Source organism: Lutibacter sp. (genome assembly GCF_021647475.1).
Taxonomy (GTDB): Bacteria; Bacteroidota; Bacteroidia; order Flavobacteriales; family Flavobacteriaceae; genus Lutibacter.
The window spans coordinates 43,002-59,363 of record NZ_JAKIUR010000001.1 but is presented as its reverse complement, the minus strand read 5'-3'; the positions used below and the strand labels follow the sequence as shown (position 1 = coordinate 59,363).

Annotated in this window: 19 protein-coding genes; 14 read left to right on the top strand and 5 right to left on the bottom strand. The window is 29.8% G+C overall.

Annotation, left to right across the window (positions count from 1 at the left end; all coding sequences use genetic code 11):
• Window positions 1-393, bottom strand: a complete 393-nt coding sequence (gene rbfA / locus L3J60_RS00315; protein ID WP_291973213.1) for a 30S ribosome-binding factor RbfA — start codon at window positions 391-393, stop codon at window positions 1-3.
• A gap of 99 nt (window positions 394-492) precedes the next feature.
• On the opposite strand from rbfA, the gene mce reads away from it, so the two are divergent.
• Window positions 493-894: a methylmalonyl-CoA epimerase gene (mce, locus tag L3J60_RS00310; RefSeq protein ID WP_291973211.1), complete on the top strand. Its 402-nt coding sequence runs from the start codon at window positions 493-495 to the stop codon at window positions 892-894.
• A gap of 332 nt (window positions 895-1,226) precedes the next feature.
• Here mce and L3J60_RS00305 read toward each other — a convergent pair whose 3' ends face one another.
• Window positions 1,227-1,523 (bottom strand): GIY-YIG nuclease family protein, encoded by a 297-nt coding sequence (locus L3J60_RS00305; protein WP_291973209.1) that lies wholly within the window; start codon window positions 1,521-1,523, stop codon window positions 1,227-1,229.
• Between the two features lie 531 nt (window positions 1,524-2,054).
• Between L3J60_RS00305 and L3J60_RS00300 the strand changes: the two genes are divergently transcribed.
• Genes L3J60_RS00300 through truB form a run of 4 tightly spaced genes read left to right on the top strand, consistent with a single transcriptional unit; the run spans window position 2,055 to window position 4,690 of the window.
• The gene (locus tag L3J60_RS00300) at window positions 2,055-2,933 is read left to right on the top strand and encodes a permease-like cell division protein FtsX (RefSeq protein WP_291973207.1); all 879 of its coding nucleotides are present in this window, start codon (window positions 2,055-2,057) and stop codon (window positions 2,931-2,933) included.
• A 1-nt stretch (window position 2,934) separates the two neighbouring features.
• Window positions 2,935-3,183 (top strand): DUF3098 domain-containing protein, encoded by a 249-nt coding sequence (locus L3J60_RS00295; protein ID WP_291973205.1) that lies wholly within the window; start codon window positions 2,935-2,937, stop codon window positions 3,181-3,183.
• 2 nt (window positions 3,184-3,185) lie between these two features.
• Complete coding sequence (locus L3J60_RS00290) at window positions 3,186-3,998, top strand: undecaprenyl-diphosphate phosphatase (protein WP_291973203.1); 813 nt, start codon at window positions 3,186-3,188, stop codon at window positions 3,996-3,998.
• Window positions 3,998-4,690, top strand: a complete 693-nt coding sequence (gene truB / locus L3J60_RS00285; protein ID WP_291973201.1) for a tRNA pseudouridine(55) synthase TruB — start codon at window positions 3,998-4,000, stop codon at window positions 4,688-4,690. The genes L3J60_RS00290 and truB overlap by 1 nt, the downstream gene beginning before the upstream one ends.
• Window positions 4,691-4,701: 11 nt before the next feature.
• Here truB and L3J60_RS00280 read toward each other — a convergent pair whose 3' ends face one another.
• Both L3J60_RS00280 and L3J60_RS00275 read right to left on the bottom strand, forming a co-directional pair.
• Window positions 4,702-5,187, bottom strand: a complete 486-nt coding sequence (locus L3J60_RS00280) for an ABC transporter ATPase (protein ID WP_291973199.1) — start codon at window positions 5,185-5,187, stop codon at window positions 4,702-4,704.
• Between the two features lie 45 nt (window positions 5,188-5,232).
• Window positions 5,233-5,829 carry a thioredoxin family protein gene (locus L3J60_RS00275; RefSeq protein WP_291973197.1) on the bottom strand — a complete coding sequence of 199 codons (597 nt, stop codon included), beginning with the start codon at window positions 5,827-5,829 and terminating at the stop codon, window positions 5,233-5,235.
• Between the two features lie 229 nt (window positions 5,830-6,058).
• Between L3J60_RS00275 and L3J60_RS00270 the strand changes: the two genes are divergently transcribed.
• The 9 genes from L3J60_RS00270 (at window position 6,059) to meaB (ending at window position 14,145) form a co-directional block, all read left to right on the top strand.
• Window positions 6,059-6,640 (top strand): fasciclin domain-containing protein, encoded by a 582-nt coding sequence (locus L3J60_RS00270; protein WP_291973195.1) that lies wholly within the window; start codon window positions 6,059-6,061, stop codon window positions 6,638-6,640.
• 24 nt (window positions 6,641-6,664) lie between these two features.
• Entirely contained in the window at window positions 6,665-7,123 is a 459-nt protein-coding gene (locus tag L3J60_RS00265) for a cytochrome c (RefSeq protein WP_291973193.1), read from the top strand.
• Between the two features lie 40 nt (window positions 7,124-7,163).
• On the top strand, window positions 7,164-9,140 hold the full coding sequence (gene nosZ / locus L3J60_RS00260) for a Sec-dependent nitrous-oxide reductase (RefSeq protein WP_291973191.1): 1,977 nt from the start codon (window positions 7,164-7,166) through the stop codon (window positions 9,138-9,140).
• Window positions 9,141-9,213: 73 nt separating this feature from the next.
• Window positions 9,214-9,840, top strand: a complete 627-nt coding sequence (locus L3J60_RS00255; protein WP_291973189.1) for a hypothetical protein — start codon at window positions 9,214-9,216, stop codon at window positions 9,838-9,840.
• Between the two features lie 53 nt (window positions 9,841-9,893).
• Window positions 9,894-10,331 (top strand): nitrous oxide reductase accessory protein NosL, encoded by a 438-nt coding sequence (locus L3J60_RS00250; RefSeq protein WP_291973187.1) that lies wholly within the window; start codon window positions 9,894-9,896, stop codon window positions 10,329-10,331.
• Between the two features lie 5 nt (window positions 10,332-10,336).
• Complete coding sequence (locus L3J60_RS00245; RefSeq protein ID WP_291973185.1) at window positions 10,337-11,569, top strand: nitrous oxide reductase family maturation protein NosD; 1,233 nt, start codon at window positions 10,337-10,339, stop codon at window positions 11,567-11,569.
• Window positions 11,562-12,269: an ABC transporter ATP-binding protein gene (locus L3J60_RS00240; RefSeq protein WP_291973182.1), complete on the top strand. Its 708-nt coding sequence runs from the start codon at window positions 11,562-11,564 to the stop codon at window positions 12,267-12,269. Before L3J60_RS00245 ends, L3J60_RS00240 begins: the two co-directional genes overlap by 8 nt.
• The gene (locus tag L3J60_RS00235; RefSeq protein ID WP_291973180.1) at window positions 12,262-13,044 is read left to right on the top strand and encodes an ABC transporter permease; all 783 of its coding nucleotides are present in this window, start codon (window positions 12,262-12,264) and stop codon (window positions 13,042-13,044) included. The genes L3J60_RS00240 and L3J60_RS00235 overlap by 8 nt, the downstream gene beginning before the upstream one ends.
• An 84-nt stretch (window positions 13,045-13,128) precedes the next feature.
• Window positions 13,129-14,145: a methylmalonyl Co-A mutase-associated GTPase MeaB gene (gene meaB, locus L3J60_RS00230; protein WP_291973178.1), complete on the top strand. Its 1,017-nt coding sequence runs from the start codon at window positions 13,129-13,131 to the stop codon at window positions 14,143-14,145.
• A gap of 82 nt (window positions 14,146-14,227) precedes the next feature.
• Here meaB and scpA read toward each other — a convergent pair whose 3' ends face one another.
• A complete protein-coding gene (gene scpA, locus L3J60_RS00225; RefSeq protein WP_291973177.1) occupies window positions 14,228-16,360 on the bottom strand; it encodes a methylmalonyl-CoA mutase in 2,133 nt (710 codons plus the stop codon).
• Window positions 16,361-16,362 lie beyond the last annotated feature (2 nt).

Below are 16,362 nucleotides of genomic sequence, written 5' to 3'. Positions count from 1 at the left end.
TTATCTTTTTTGGCGTTTAGATAGTAAATCTGGATTTTTAATTGGATTTCCTTTTTCTCCTTTTAAAGCACTATCAATATCTTCAATATAATCTAAGCTATCATCCATAAAAAAGGATAATTCTGGCATTCTTCTTAATTGATTTTTGGTTCTTTTTGCCATTTCATATCTAATGCTTGAAGAATTTTCTTTTACTCCTTTTAAAATAATATCTCTTTTTAATTGAGGAAAAACACTGATATAAACTTTGGCTTGAGATAAATCGGAGGTTACATGTACTTTAGTTACAGAAATTATTACACCTCTCATTCCGTCATGTGCAGCACGTTGCAAAACATCTGCTAAATCTTTTTGTAAAACGCCTGCTATTTTTTTTTGTCTGTTTGTTTCCATATTGCAAAAATAACGATTAAATATACATAAATACTGTTTTTAAATTAGATAAATAGTTGCAATTTTTTTCAGTAATTTTGAATTACAAATTTTACAAAGATGAATAAAATTGAACATATAGGAATTGCTGTAAAAAATTTAGAAAAATCTAATGCACTTTTTGCAAGTCTTTTAGGTGAAAAACATTACAAAATAGAAGAAGTTAAAAGTGAAGGCGTAAAAACTTCATTTTTTAAAGTTGGCGAAAATAAAATAGAATTGCTAGAAGCAACCAATATTGATAGTCCGATTGCAAAATTTTTAGCAAAAAAAGGAGAAGGCGTACATCATATTGCATTTGCGGTAGATGATATTTTAGGTGAAGTAAAACGATTAAAAAAAGAAGGATTTACCATACTTAATGAAATACCGAAAAAAGGAGCAGATAATAAGTTAGTGGTTTTTTTACATCCAAAAACTACTAATGGTGTTTTAATTGAACTTTGCCAAGAAGTGGATTAGCTATTTGTTTTATAACGTCATTGCAAGCGGAGTGAAGCAATCTCATGATGTAAACTTGAAAGTAACAGATTACTTCAGTCGTGCCTCCTTCGTAATGACGTCATTGCGAGCGGAATGAAATGTAGCGAAGCAATCTGTTTGTTTTGGATGATGAGATTACTTCAATCGTGCCTCCTTCGTAATGACGTGTGATTTTGTCATTGCGAAGTTTTGAGAAAAACTGTGGCAATCTGTCGCAATTCATGAGACTGCCACGTCGTGAAATACTCCTCGCAGTGGCGAAGGAGATGAAGGTGGCAGATTACTTCGTCGTTGTGCTCCTCGTAATGACGTTAAAATTGAAATAACCATCCATCAGATAAATCATTCCAATCAGAGTTCTCAATATTTATTAATTCTTCTTTTCGTTTTCTATTTCCAGCTTTTAATTGTTTTTCTCTAATAATAGCTTGATTAATATCTTCAAATTCTTCAAAATAAACTAATTTATCACAATTGTATTTATTTGTAAATCCTTTATAAGATTTGGTTTTATGTTGATACACACGTTTTATTAAATTACTTGTTACTCCTATATAAATAACCGTATTATTTTTATTCGTCATAAAATATACATAGCTTTTTTTCATAATCAAATATATTATTTTATTCGTCATTGCGAGCGGAATGAAATGTAGTGAAATCCGTTTTTATTGGAAGAGATTACTTCGTCGCTAATGCTCCTCGTAATGACGTGTGATTTTGTCATTGCGAAGTTTTGAGAAAAACTGTGGCAATCTGTCGCAATTCATGAGACTGCCACGTCGTGAAATACTCCTCGCAGTGACGGACGGGATGAAATAAAGTGACAGATTACTTCGTCGCTAACGCTCCTCGTAATGACGGGATAAAGAATCGGATTACTTCATTTGCAACTACTTCACTATAAATATGACGTTTTGTTTTTTGCAAAATAATTTGTTTTTTTGTGTTAGGGATAGAACGGTTTGTTTGAGCTCTTTTAATAGTTTTTTTACTATTAAAAAGCGAGTAGTGATAGCCCGACCCAAAGGGAAACACCATAATAATTAAGGTTTCTAATTTCTAATAAATAAACAATTTACCCATTAACCAATCCGCAACTAATTTGTATATTGCAACATATTTAACTTTATAAAATTTTGAGTACATCTTTTGAAAAATATCAAAAAAGAAGGTTACGATCTTCTTACTTTTCGGTAGTAATTAGCATTGCTTTAGTGTTGTTTTTAGTAGGTGTTTTGGGCTTAACTTTAATAAAAACTAAAAGTATTTCAAAGCATTTTAAAGAACAGGTAGTTATGACCATCTTTTTAAAAAATGATGCAAAAGCTAATGATGTTGATATTTTAAAAGCAGAGTTAAAAAGGGCAGATTACACAAAATCTATTAACTATATTTCTAAAAAAGCGGCAGCAGAAAAGTACAGTAAAGATATTGGAGAAGATTTTATGGAATTTTTAGGCGAAAATCCATTAAAAAATGCAGTTGACATTACTTTAAAATCGGAATTTGTAACGCCAGAAAAAATGGCTGCAATTGAGAAAAATTTGTTAAATAGAAGTTTGGTTTATGAAATTTCCTACGATAAATCTTTAATTGATTTGCTAACTAGAAATATTAACCGACTCACTTTTTGGATGTTACTTTTTAGCGGTGTTTTTACATTAATTGCAGTAGTTTTAATAAACAGTTCTATTAGGTTATCGGTATATTCAAAACGGTTTACTATTAAAACGATGCAGATGGTAGGTGCTACCAAAAAATTTATTAGAGTACCTTTTATTTGGAAAAGTATTGAACTAGGTTTTTTAGGAGCAACAGTAGCTATTATTTCTTTAATTGCAGTAGGTGTGTACGTTAATAACGTAGTTCCCGAATTAAATTTGCTGTCCGATTATAAATGGTTAGGGTTTTTAGCTTTATTTATTTTTGGATTAGGAATACTAATTAGTTGGATAAGTACGTTTTTTGCAACACAACGATTTTTAAATTTACAAGTGGACGAATTATATTATTAATATGGCAAAACAAAAAAAATCATCTTTAAAAAATCAATTTTTATTTGGTAAAAAAAATTATATCATTATGCTAATTGGCATTGCAATTATTGCATTAGGATTTATTTTAATGTCGGGTGGCGGTAGTAATAACCCAAATGTATTTAATCCTGATATTTATAATTTTAGAAGAATTCGTTTAGCACCAACCTTGGTTCTTATTGGTTTGGCAGTTGAGATTTATGCAATTTTAGCAAAATCTAAAAAATAACTATGAATTATATTGAAGTAATTCTGCTTGCCATTATAGAAGGAATTACAGAATATTTACCAGTTTCTTCAACGGGTCATTTAATTTTAGCCTCTTCTTTTTTGCATATTGCTGGTGAAGATTTTACAAAGTTATTTACTATTGTAATTCAACTAGGAGCAATTTTAGCTGTGGTGGTTTTATATTGGAAACGATTTTTTCAAAGTGTAGATTTTTATTTAAAATTATTAGTTGCTTTTATACCCGCAGTTGTTTTAGGATTGCTTTTTAATCATATTATTGATGAATTATTAGAAAGTCCGTTAGTGGTGGCAAGTACACTTATTTTGGGTGGATTTATTTTGCTTAAAGTGGATAATTGGTTTAAAGCAAATGAAGAACTTGATAATGAAAATCCTTCTGAACATACTAAGATAAGTTATACTACTGCATTTAAAATTGGATTATTTCAATGTTTAGCTATGATTCCTGGAACTTCAAGAAGTGGTGCTACTATTGTTGGTGGAATGACTCAAAAATTAAATAGAAAAACAGCAGCTGAATTTTCATTTTTTTTAGCTGTCCCTACAATGTTTGGGGCAACAGCCAAAAAATTATTTGATTATTATCAAAATGGTTTTACATTAACATCTCAACAAATTAATTATCTTTTAATCGGTAATATCATCGCTTTTATAGTAGCCATGTTTGCTATAAAATCTTTTATCGATTATTTAAGTAAACGTGGATTTAAAATATTTGGTTATTATAGAATTATAGTGGGAATTGCAATTATTTTCATTCATTTTTTTGTGTATAAATTAACACTTATATAATGTTAACAGGCGAAAATTATAAAGCAGGGCAGGTTTTATTGATAGATAAACCTTTGCACTGGACTTCTTTTCAGGTGGTAAATAAAATCCGTTGGCATATCAGCCTAAAATTTGGAATTAAAAAAATTAAAGTTGGACATGCTGGAACTTTAGATCCTTTAGCTACAGGATTGTTAATATTATGTACAGGAAAATTCACTAAACAAATTGAAACGTATCAGGCACAAACAAAAGAATATACAGGAGAAATTACCTTAGGAGCAACCACACCTAGCTATGACTTAGAAACTGAAATAAATGAAACTTTTTCTGTTGAACATATTACAGATAAATTGATATATGAAATAGCTAAAAAGTTTGTAGGTGAAATAAATCAGAAACCACCAATTTTTTCTGCAATCAGAAAAAATGGAAGAAAGTTATACAAATTGGCAAGGGAAGGAAAAACCACTGAAATTAAAACCAGAAAAATTACTATTGAAGTTTTTGAAATTACCAATATAACTTTACCTAAAGTAAGTTTTAGAGTGGTTTGTAGCAAAGGAACTTATATTAGATCGTTGGCTTTTGATTTTGGAAAAGCCTTAAAATCGGGGGGGCATTTATCTAAATTACGTAGAACAAAAATCGGAAATTTTAGTGTTGAAAATGCTGTAGCTCCTTTAACTTTTGTAGAAAATAAGTTGAGTTAACTTAGATTTATTTACTTAAAAAAGTGACTTAAATAACTATCCATAATATTAATTTCCCAATTATTCTTTAATTCTTCTTTGGCAGTAATCATATTGTTAAAAACAATAGTTTTTTGAGAAACTCCTTTACTTTTTATCATCTTTTTAAAAGCTATTAAATCCTTGTATTGCACAAATTCTCCTTGTTTATAGCAAACATTTATCTTGTCTAATAAAATAAGATTATATTTTTTTTCAAGATTTTGAATAAACTCACTTAACGAATCATGAGCTTCAATAGATAATTTAATTTCAGAATCATCAACAGTAATAATAATAAACCGATTGTATTTTATTTGGTAAGATGCTTTTAATACATCCGTTCCAGAATTCCAGTTATTTAAAAAAGTTTCAATTTGTTGTTTTAATTCAGGAATTTCTTGAGGATAAAATTTTCTACTTGAAGGAAAAACCCAAAGTTTACCCCAATCTGGAATTTCTTCAAAATCTACAATCATTTGTTTTTTTTAAGCGACAAAGGTAATTAATTGTTTCAATTAATATTAAGAAGCTTTCAATAATTTAAGTATATCATTTTCTGTATTATGTCCTTTATCTTTATTGTACCATAGCTGTAAATCTTTTTTAAATTCAGCATCAATAACTCCGTGTTTTTCTTTATAATCTAACACCATTTTAGTAGCAATTGAAGGACGTGGGCCCCAAGAATTGATCACTTTATTATTGGCATCTACAATAATTACTTTAGGAATAGATTTACTGCCATTGGTTAAAAATTGATTCATTAAACCTTCATTTTCATCTCTAAAAACAATTTTTAAATCTATATTTGAAGAAGAAGTTGCTATTTTATTTAAAATAGGTAAAACCTGTGCAGAATCACCACACCAGCCTTCACTAATAACTAAAAAAGAGAAAGAAGATGTTAAATTTTGAATTGAATTAATGGTTTCTTCTGATAGTTTTAATGTTTTATCCAGTCTGTCCATCCTTTTATCATTAAGTAAGGTATATCCTAAAAAAACATCGTTTTCAATCTCTTGTTTTGTTTTGGTTAGCAATGATTTTTTTAAAAGTGTTCTATATTCAACATAAGAAAGTACTTTTTGTAAGCTTTCTTCAATAATTATTTTTTTCATTTTATAAATTTTAATGCAAGTTTTTTGACGATAATTTTAATGCAAACTTACAAGTTTAATTAGGATGTCAAAAGTACAATTATTGTCAATTTTAATGTAGTAACAAACATTACACAAATAAATAAGATAAAAAAGTCCTTTAATATAAAATAAATGATATTTATCATATTTTAATTGAGGGAAACTCTTAAATTTGCAATATAAAATAATTAACGTTAATTTTAAAAATATGAAAAAATCAATTTTAACCATCTCATTTATTGCGGTTTCACTTGTAATGTTAACAAGCTGTAACACCAATGAAAAGAAAAAAGAAGTAGTGAAAAAAACAGAAACTAACGAAATTGTTGGTAAAGGGCAATCTGCTGTAAAGGATGATGTGTCTGCAGCGAATGTATTGCAAGTTGCAATGTCACTTCCTGATTTTACCACGCTAGTAACTGCTGTACAAGCTGCCGGTGTTGAAGATGCATTAGTTAATGTAGGACCTTTAACCGTGTTTGCACCAGTAAATAGTGCTTTTGATAAACTTCCAAAAGGGACTGTTGAAAACTTATTAAAACCAGAAAATAAAGCTAAATTAGCTTTCATTTTAATAAACCATGTAGCACCATCAAATTACCCAATTAAACAATTAAAAAAAGAAGCCAAGAAAGGACGTAAGTTATATATGGCTTCTGGTAAATATTTAACGGTAGAAAATAGAAAAGATGGAATTTACGTTGGTGGAACAAAAATTTTAAAATCAGTAAAAGTAAGTAATGGTTGGATTCACGTTATTGGAGATGTGTTAGTACCAACTGATAAATAAATTAAAAATAAATAACTAAAAAAAATGAAATTAAAACTTATTCTTGTAGCCTTAGTAATTGCTGTATCAAGTTGTGGAGGTAATAATAAAAAAGAAGTAAAAAAAGAAACCCCAAAAAAGGAGGTTGTTAAAGAAGTGAAAAGTACAAATCCTATGGATGATAAAGGTGTTGGTCCTGTAAAAAGTGTTACTATTGGTGAGCTTGATGAAGCTCTTGTAGCAAAAGGTCATAAACTTTTCAAAGCTAATTGTACTGCTTGTCACAAAATTAAAAAACGTTATATTGGTCCAGCTTTGAAAGGAGTTACAAAAAGACAATCACCAGAATGGATTATGAATATGATATTAAATCCTGAAGTAATGATTGTTAAAAATGAAACTGCTAAAGAATTACTGAAAGAATATAATGCTCCTATGGCAAATCAACATTTAAATGAAGAACAAGCAAGGGCTATATATGAATATTTTAGAACAAAAAATTAAAAAAATATAAACAACAAACAACAAACAAATTTAACTATTTATGAAATCAATTTTTGCATTTTTAACGGTAGCTGTTTTTTTGGTTAGCTGTAATCCAGCACCAACAAGTTCAAAAAGCTCTAAAGGAGCTTTAGCGAGTAATGCAGCAGAAAAAGTTTATGTGGCTCCAGGGCAATATGATGAATATTATGCCTTTCTGTCAGGTGGATTTAGTGGACAATTAGCTGTTTACGGATTACCTTCTGGTAGATTATTTAGAGTAATTCCTGTTTTTTCACAAGACCCTCAAGAAGGTTATGGATATAATGAAGAAACTAAACCAATGTTAAATACTTCACATGGTTTTATACCTTGGGGAGATTCTCACCATCCTGATATTTCTCAAACTAATGGAGTTATAGATGGGCGTTGGGTATTTATTAATGAAAATAATACACCACGTATTGCTCGTATTAGTTTAAAAACTTTTGAAACAGAAGAAATTATAGAAATACCTAACTCAGCAGGTAACCATAGCTCTTCTTTTGTTACGGAAAACTCAGAATATGTAGTTGCTGGTACTCGTTTTGCAATTCCAATTCCTCAACGAGATATGCCAATTAGTGATTATAAAGGAAACTTTAAAGCTTCTTTATCATTCATAAAAATTAATCCTGAATCAGGGCATATGAATATTGCATTCCAACTTAGAATGCCTGGTTTTGATTATGATTTATCACATCCTGGTAGAGGAAAATCTCACGGTTGGTTCTTCTTCTCTATGTATAATACGGAAGAAGCACATTCTTTATTAGAAGTAAATGCTTCTCAAAATGATAAAGATTTTATTGCAGCTGTAAACTGGAAAAAAATAGAAGAATATATTAAACAAGGTAAAGGGCATAAAGAACAAACTAGATATGCTCATAATTTATGGAATGATGATACTCACACTGCAACTTCAACTATGGAAAAAGAAATTTGGGTTGTAAATCCAGTAGATGTTCCTGGAGCCATATACCTTTTACCAACTCCAAAATCTCCACATGGTTGTGATGTTGATCCAACAGGTGAATATATTATTGGCAATGGTAAATTGGCAGCTTCAATGACGGTTCATTCATTTACTAAAATGAAAAAAGCAATTGCAGATAAAGCTTTTGATGGAGATGCTTATGGTATTCCAATTTTAAAATTTGAAGCAGTTAATTATGGTACTTTAGAACAACCAGGTTTAGGTCCATTACATACTGAATTTGATACTAGAGGAAATGCTTATACCTCTTTCTTTATCTCATCTGAAGTTGTAAAATGGAATATAAAAGATTTAAAAGTTATTGACAGACATCCAGTTTATTATTCAGTTGGTCATTTAATGATTCCAGGAGGAAATTCTAGAAAACCATTTGATAAATATTTGGTTGTTCTGAACAAAATTACTAAAGACCGTTATTTACCAACAGGACCTGAAGTTTGTCAATCTGCTCAATTATTTGATATCTCAGGAGATAAAATGCAGTTATTATTAGATTTCCCAACCATTGGAGAGCCACATTATGCTGCTGGTATTCCTGCAAAAATGATTATGGATAAATCTCAAAAAATATATAAATTAGAAGATAATAAACATCCTGATGCTGTTAAAAGTGAAGCAGATACAAAAGTAATTAGAAAAGGAAATGAAGTTCATGTTTATATGAGTATGATTCGTTCACATTTTTCACCAGATAATATTGAAGGTGTAAAAGTTGGAGATAAAGTATTTTTCCATATAACAAACTTAGAACAAGATTACGATGTGCCACATGGTTTTGCAATGATTGGAGCTAATACTTCAGAAATGCTAATTATGCCAGGTAGAACTTCTACTTTAATTTGGGAACCTAAAGAAGTTGGTGTTTGGCCATTTTACTGTACAGATTTCTGTTCAGCATTACATCAAGAAATGCAAGGTTATGTTCGTGTATCAGCTAAAGGAGCAAATACACCAATTAAATACACCTTGGATGATGAAGTACCAGGTGAAGAAGAAGAATAATTGAATATACTTATTCAAAATAAAAACTGGCAGTGTTTGATTGATTTACTGCCAGTTTTTTAAAATTTATAAAATGAGAAAAGATAAATTATTAATGATTTTTGGAAGTTTACTATTGCTTCTATTATTTGTGTTTCCATTATGGAAAATAACATTGTTAGCACCTCAATACCCTGAACCTTTAGGGTTAAATATCCATATTACACATTTGTCTGATGGCAATCAGTTTAACGATGTAAACAATATTGATTTGTTAAATCATTATATTGGTATGGCTCATTTACCTACGGAAATAAATGTTAAAAAAGGAGAGGTAAAACCTTTTAAAGAATTTGTTATTATTCCAATAGTTGTAATAGTTCTTGTGGTGCTTGGAGTTATTTTTGGGTTTATTGGAAAACGAAAATTATATGCAACTTGGCTTGGTCTATTAGCACTTTCTGGAATTGTTGGAATGTACGATTTCTATAATTGGCTATATATTTATGGACATAAATTAGATCCAAATGCAATTTTAAAAATTACCGATAAGGTAACAGGTGAAATGATGGCTTATCAACCACCTGTTTTCGGATTTAAACAGATGTTAAATTTTCAGGTGTATTCTTACCCATCAACTGGTGTATATTTTATTGGGTTATCATTTGTACTTGTAGTTTTGGCATTTATTGTAAGTTCAAAAAATAAATTAAAAAACTAACTTTTTGTTAGGTTACATTTTGTAATTTTATAAAAAAATCAAAAATAGTACTTATGTCTGTTGTTAAATTTATATTTATAGGGTTGCTTTTTACGCTTATTTCTTGTAAAGTTGAACCACAAAAAATTAATTACGGACAAGACCATTGTGCGTTTTGTGATATGACTGTGGTAGATAAAACGCATGCTTCTGAATATGTTACCAAAAAGGGTAAAAGTTATGTATTTGATGCTATTGAATGTATGACACAAAAAATAAATCAGGAAAATAACGAAGAAAAATTAGCTTATATTTTAGTTGCTAATTATCAAAAACCAGGAGTATTAATTGATGCAAAATCTGCTACTTATTTAATTACAAAAAAAATTAAAAGTCCAATGGGTGCCAACTTATCTGCTTTTAGTTCTTTAGAAAATGCAAAAAAAATGCAAACTAAATTAGGAGGTACTATCTATAATTGGCAGCAGCTAAAGAAAAAATTCAGTAACTAAACAGAATGAAATATTTAGTTTTAATCTTTGTTTTGTTTTCTTTTGAAATTCAAGCTTCTACTATAACCGTTTGCAAATCTTGTAAAATTAAAACGATTAAAGAAGCAGTCTCATTGTCAAAAGATGGCGATTCTATTCTTATTAAAAAAGGAATTTACAAAGAACAAAGTATTATAATCATCAATAAATCCATTCATTTAATAGGAGAAAACAACCCAATAATTGATGGAGAATTTAAAGAAACCATAATTAAAGTAACCGCAAATAATTTTTCTATTGAAGGTTTAACGTTAATAAATGTTGGTCAAAGTTATACTAAAGATTTTGCAGCAATTTTAGTTTCTCGTAGCAAGCATTTTGTATTAAAAAATAACACTTTAAAAAATGTGTTTTTCGGCTTTCTTATTGAAAAGTCACATTATGGAACTATTTTAAATAATAAAGTTTCAAGCCATGCAGAAAATGAAGCTAACTCTGGGAATGGTATTCATATGTGGCATTGTTCACACATGAAAGTTGAAAACAATAAGGTATCAGGTTTACGTGATGGAATTTATTTTGAATTTGTAAAAAACAGCACTATTTCTAATAATATTAGTGAAAATAATATCCGCTATGGATTGCATTTTATGTTTTCTAATAATAACACGTATTTTAAAAACGAGTTTAAACATAATGGAGCTGGTGTAGCAGTTATGTTTTCTAAATACATTATCATGCGTGAGAATGTATTTCATTATAATTGGGGAATGGCGTCCTACGGATTACTTTTAAAAGAAATATATGATGCTCAAATTGAAAACAATACTTTTGAGCAAAACACTATTGGTATTAATGTAGAAAATTGTTCAAGAATTGATTATACCAAAAACAAATTTATAAGAAATGGATGGGCGTTAAAATTTAGCGGTGGCTGTTATAAAAATATTTTTAAACAAAATGATTTTTTGTATAACGCTTTCGATTTATCGTATAATAGCCAGCTAAATAGTAATCGTTTTGAAAATAATTACTGGAGTGATTATACAGGATATGATTTAAATAAAGATGGTATTGGTGATGTGCCCTACAGACCAGTAAAGCTGTTTTCGTATATTGTAAATCGAACACCAGAAGCTTTAGTGTTACTTAGAAGTTTATTTGTAGAGATTATTAATTTTTCTGAAAAAGTAGCTCCTGTTTTTACTCCAGATAATTTAATAGATAAAAAACCTTTAATGAAAAAAGTTCATGATTGAGTTTAAAAATATTCATAAAAAATTTGGAAAATTAGTCGTATTAGACGGACTTAATCTTTCTATTAAAAAAGGAGGTATTTTTGCTATACTTGGGCCTAATGGATCAGGAAAAACAACCTTAATTAAATCCTTATTAGGTATGGTAATTCCTAATAAAGGTGATATTTTATTTCAAGATAAAAGTGTACTTAAAAAATGGGATTACAGAAATCAGCTAAATTATTTACCTCAAATAGCAAATTTTCCACCTAATTTATCAGTAATTGAATTGATAAAAATGGTAAAAAATCTAAGACCAAAGGAGTCAAATGAACAAGACCTTATTACATTATTTGGGTTAGAACCATTTTTACAAAAAAAATTAGGAACACTTTCTGGCGGAACCAAACAAAAAGTGAATTTAGTGCTAACATTTATGTTTGATAGTGAATTGATAATTTTAGACGAACCTACCACAGGGTTAGATCCTATTGCTTTAATTCATTTAAAAGAATTAATTAAAAAAGAAAAGGAAAAAGGAAAAACCATTTTAATTACCACTCATATTATGAGTTTTGTTGATGAAATGGCTGATGAAATTGTGTTTTTATTAGATGGGAAAATTTATTTTAAAGGCAGTATTGATGCACTTAAAAAACAAACTAATAACGATAATTTAGAGCATGCAATTGCTAATTTAATTTCAAAACAATATGCTTAAAATATTAAAATATAGTTTTTTCGATTTAATGCGAAGCCGTTGGAGTTATGTCTATTTTATTTTTTATTTAGCTTTAGGTTTTGTGCTGTTGTTTTTAAACAATGATTTAAATAAAGCAGTAATTACACTTATGAATATTATTATTGTTTTAACACCCTTAATAGGAACAATTTTTGGAGTAATGTATTACTATAACTCTAAAGAATTTACCGAATTATTATTAGCACAACCCATAAAAAGAAATACCATTTTTATGGGGCAATATGTAGGTATTGCACTTTCATTAACGCTTAGTTTAGTGTTAGGATTAGGCATTCCGTTTGTGCTATATGGTTTATTTAGATCTACTGCTATTTTTGATTTTAGTTTATTATTAGTAGTGGGTTCTTTTTTAAATTTTATATTTGTTGCACTGTCATATAATATTGCACTTTCAACGGATAATAAAATTAAAGGATTTGGCTATGCCATACTTATGTGGTTATTTTTGGCGGTAATTTATGATGGTATTTTCCTAATATCCTTATTGCTTTTTAATGATTATCCTTTAGATAAATTCTCTTTGATTGCCACTATGCTTAATCCAATTGATTTATCTAGAATTTTAATTTTATTAAAATTAGATATTTCGGCACTCTTAGGATATACAGGAGCTGTGTTTAGAAGTTTCTTTGGAACAAGTTTAGGTATGGTAGTATCCTTATTGCTTCTATCTTTATGGGTGATACTTCCAGTTTTTAGAATGAATAGAAAACTTCGAAAAAAAGATTTTTAACCGAATTTAAAACATATTCCATTCGGTGAATATTTTCAATATGCTTATCTTTGAATTGTTTTCAAAAACAAGGATATTTATTAAATGAAAAATTACAGACCAAAAGGAAGGCTAACTTCTCAAGAATATATTAATGGTATTTTAAAAGGAGATCGAGTATTGCTTTCAAGAGCAATTACCATTATAGAAAGCAATTTAGAAAGTGATAAAATACTTGCTAAAGATATAATTCAATCTGTTTTGCCAAAATCAGGAAAATCAATTAGAATTGGAATTACAGGTGTTCCTGGTGTTGGAAAAAGTACTTTTATTGAAGTTTTTGGCAAGCATTTAATCAACCAAGGTAAAAAAGTTGCCATATTATCTATTGATCCTACAAGTCAGCGTACAAAAGGGAGTATTTTAGGCGATAAAACACGCATGGAAGAGCTTGCAAATAAAGAAGAAGCTTATATTAGACCTTCCGCTTCTGGTGATACTTTAGGAGGAGTTGCAAATAAAACAGGTGAAACTATGTTGCTTTGTGAAGCAGCAGGTTACAATGTTATTTTAATTGAAACGGTAGGCGTTGGCCAATCTGAAACTGCTGTGCATGGTATGACAGATTTCTTTTTATTGCTAATGCTTTCAGGTGCTGGAGACGAATTACAAGGCATAAAAAAAGGCATTATGGAAATGGCTGATATGTTAGTAATTAATAAAGCAGACGGTGATAATATTCGAAATAGTGAATTGGCAAAAAGACAATACCAAAATGCTTTGCATATATTCTCACAATCTGATTCAGGATGGAGCCCTGTAGTTACTACAGCTTCAGCAATTAAAAATACTGGTATAGCTGAAGTTTGGGATGAAATTACAAAATATAGAAAGTTGGTTTCAGAAAATGGGTTTTTTCAAAAAAATAGAAATCAGCAGCAAATTCAGTGGATGTACAATAACATTAATGAAGCTTTAAAAGATTTATTTTATGGCTCTAAAAAAATTAAAAATCAACTTGATAAGCTGGAAAAAGAAGTTGTTACCACTAAAATATCACCTGTAAAAGCAGCACAGCAAATTATGGATGCTTTTAAAAAATCTTTCAGAAACATGACTTAATGTTTTTTGAAAGTTTATTTATAAAAAAACCTCTTTATAATTAAATAAAGAGGTTTTTGATTCAAAATAAACATAATTTGAGCTAAGCGTGCTCTAAATATTTTTCCATAATAGTAATGGCAGATTCCGAAATTACAGAGCCAGGACCAAAAATGGCGACTACTTTCCGTTCTAATAAATAATCATAATCTTGTTCAGGAATTACACCACCTGCAAAAACCATAATATCTGGTCTTCCTAATTTTTTTAACTCTTCAATTAATTGTGGAATTAATGTTTTATGACCAGCCGCTAAACTTGATGCTCCAACAAAATGAACATCATTTTCTACTGCATGTTTAGCAACTTCTTCAGGGGTTTGGAATAAAGGTCCCATATCTACATCAAAACCTAAATCAGCAAAACTGGAAGCCACTACTTTGGCTCCTCTATCGTGTCCATCCTGTCCCATTTTTGCAATCATTACTCTTGGACGACGACCTTCTATTTTAGCAAATTTATCTGCTAATTTTTGAGCCTTTGCAAAAATACTATCATTATGTACTTCTTTACCATACACACCACTTATTAATTTGGTATCTGCTTTATGACGTCCAAAATGAACTTCTAAAGCATCAGAAATCTCACCTAAAGTAGCAAAATTTTCAGCTGCTTCAACGGCTAATTCTAATAAGTTTTCTTTTCCCGTTTCAGCACACTTAGAAAGTGCAGCCAAGTTAGCATCCACAATTTTTTGATTTCTGTTTGCTTTCAGTTTCTTTAAGCGTTTTATTTGTGAATTTCTTACCGCAGAATTATCAACTTCTAAAATTTCAATTTTTGATTTTTCGGTGGTTTTAAATTTATTTACACCCACTAGAATATCTTGACCAGAATCTAATCTTGCTTGTTTTCGAGCAGAAGCTTCTTCAATTCTCATTTTTGGTACTCCAGTTTCAATAGCTTTTGCCATTCCGCCTAATTCTTCAATTTCTTCAATCAATTTCCAGGCTTTTTTTGCAATTTCTTGGGTTAAATATTCAACATAATAGGATCCAGCCCAAGGGTCAACTGCTCTTGTAATCTGCGTTTCTTCTTGAATATAAATTTGAGTATTTCGTGCAATTCTTGCTGAAAAATCAGTTGGCAAAGCAATGGCTTCATCTAAGGCATTGGTATGTAAACTTTGCGTTCCCCCTAAACCAGCCGCCATAGCTTCAACACAAGTTCTAGCAACATTATTATAAGGATCTTGTTCACTTAAACTCCATCCAGAAGTTTGACAATGTGTACGCAAAGCCATAGATTTTGGATTTTTAGGATTAAATTGTTTTATAATTTTGGCCCAAAGCATACGTGCAGCACGCATTTTAGCAATTTCCATAAAATGATTCATTCCAACTCCCCAGAAAAAGGATAATCGAGGTGCAAATTCATCAATTTTTAAACCAGACTTTAATCCTGTTCTAATGTATTCCATTCCATCAGCAAGGGTGTATGCTAATTCAATGTCAGCAGTTGCCCCAGCTTCTTGCATGTGATATCCACTAATAGATATTGAATTAAATTTAGGCATATTCTTAGTGGTATATTCAAAAATATCACCAATAATTTTCATAGATGGAAGTGGCGGATATATGTAGGTATTTCTAACCATAAATTCCTTCAAAATATCATTTTGAATAGTTCCTGAAAGCTTGTCTAACGAAACTCCTTGTTTTTTAGCCGCGGCAATATAAAATGCCATAATTGGTAAAACAGCACCATTCATAGTCATGGATACCGACATTTTATCTAATGGAATTTGATCGAACAAAATTTCCATATCTAAAATAGAATCGATAGCAACACCTGCTTTACCAACATCACCTGTAACTCTAGGATGATCAGAATCATAACCTCTGTGAGTTGCTAAATCAAAAGCAACGGAAAGTCCTTTTTGACCTGCTGCTAAATTTCTTCTATAAAAGGCATTGGATTCCTCTGCAGTTGAAAATCCAGCATATTGACGAATGGTCCAAGGGCGTGTAACATACATTGTACTGTACGGACCTCTTAAAAATGGGGGGATTCCAGCAGCAAAATTTAAATGTTCGGCATCTTTAATATCATTTTTTGTAAAATGTTTTTTTACAGGAATTCCTTCAGGAGTTTTCCAAACTTCTTTATTTTTTGAAATGGTGTCCGCTTGCTTTACTTCGGTATTTAATTCTATATCTGAAAAATCGGGTCTCATAC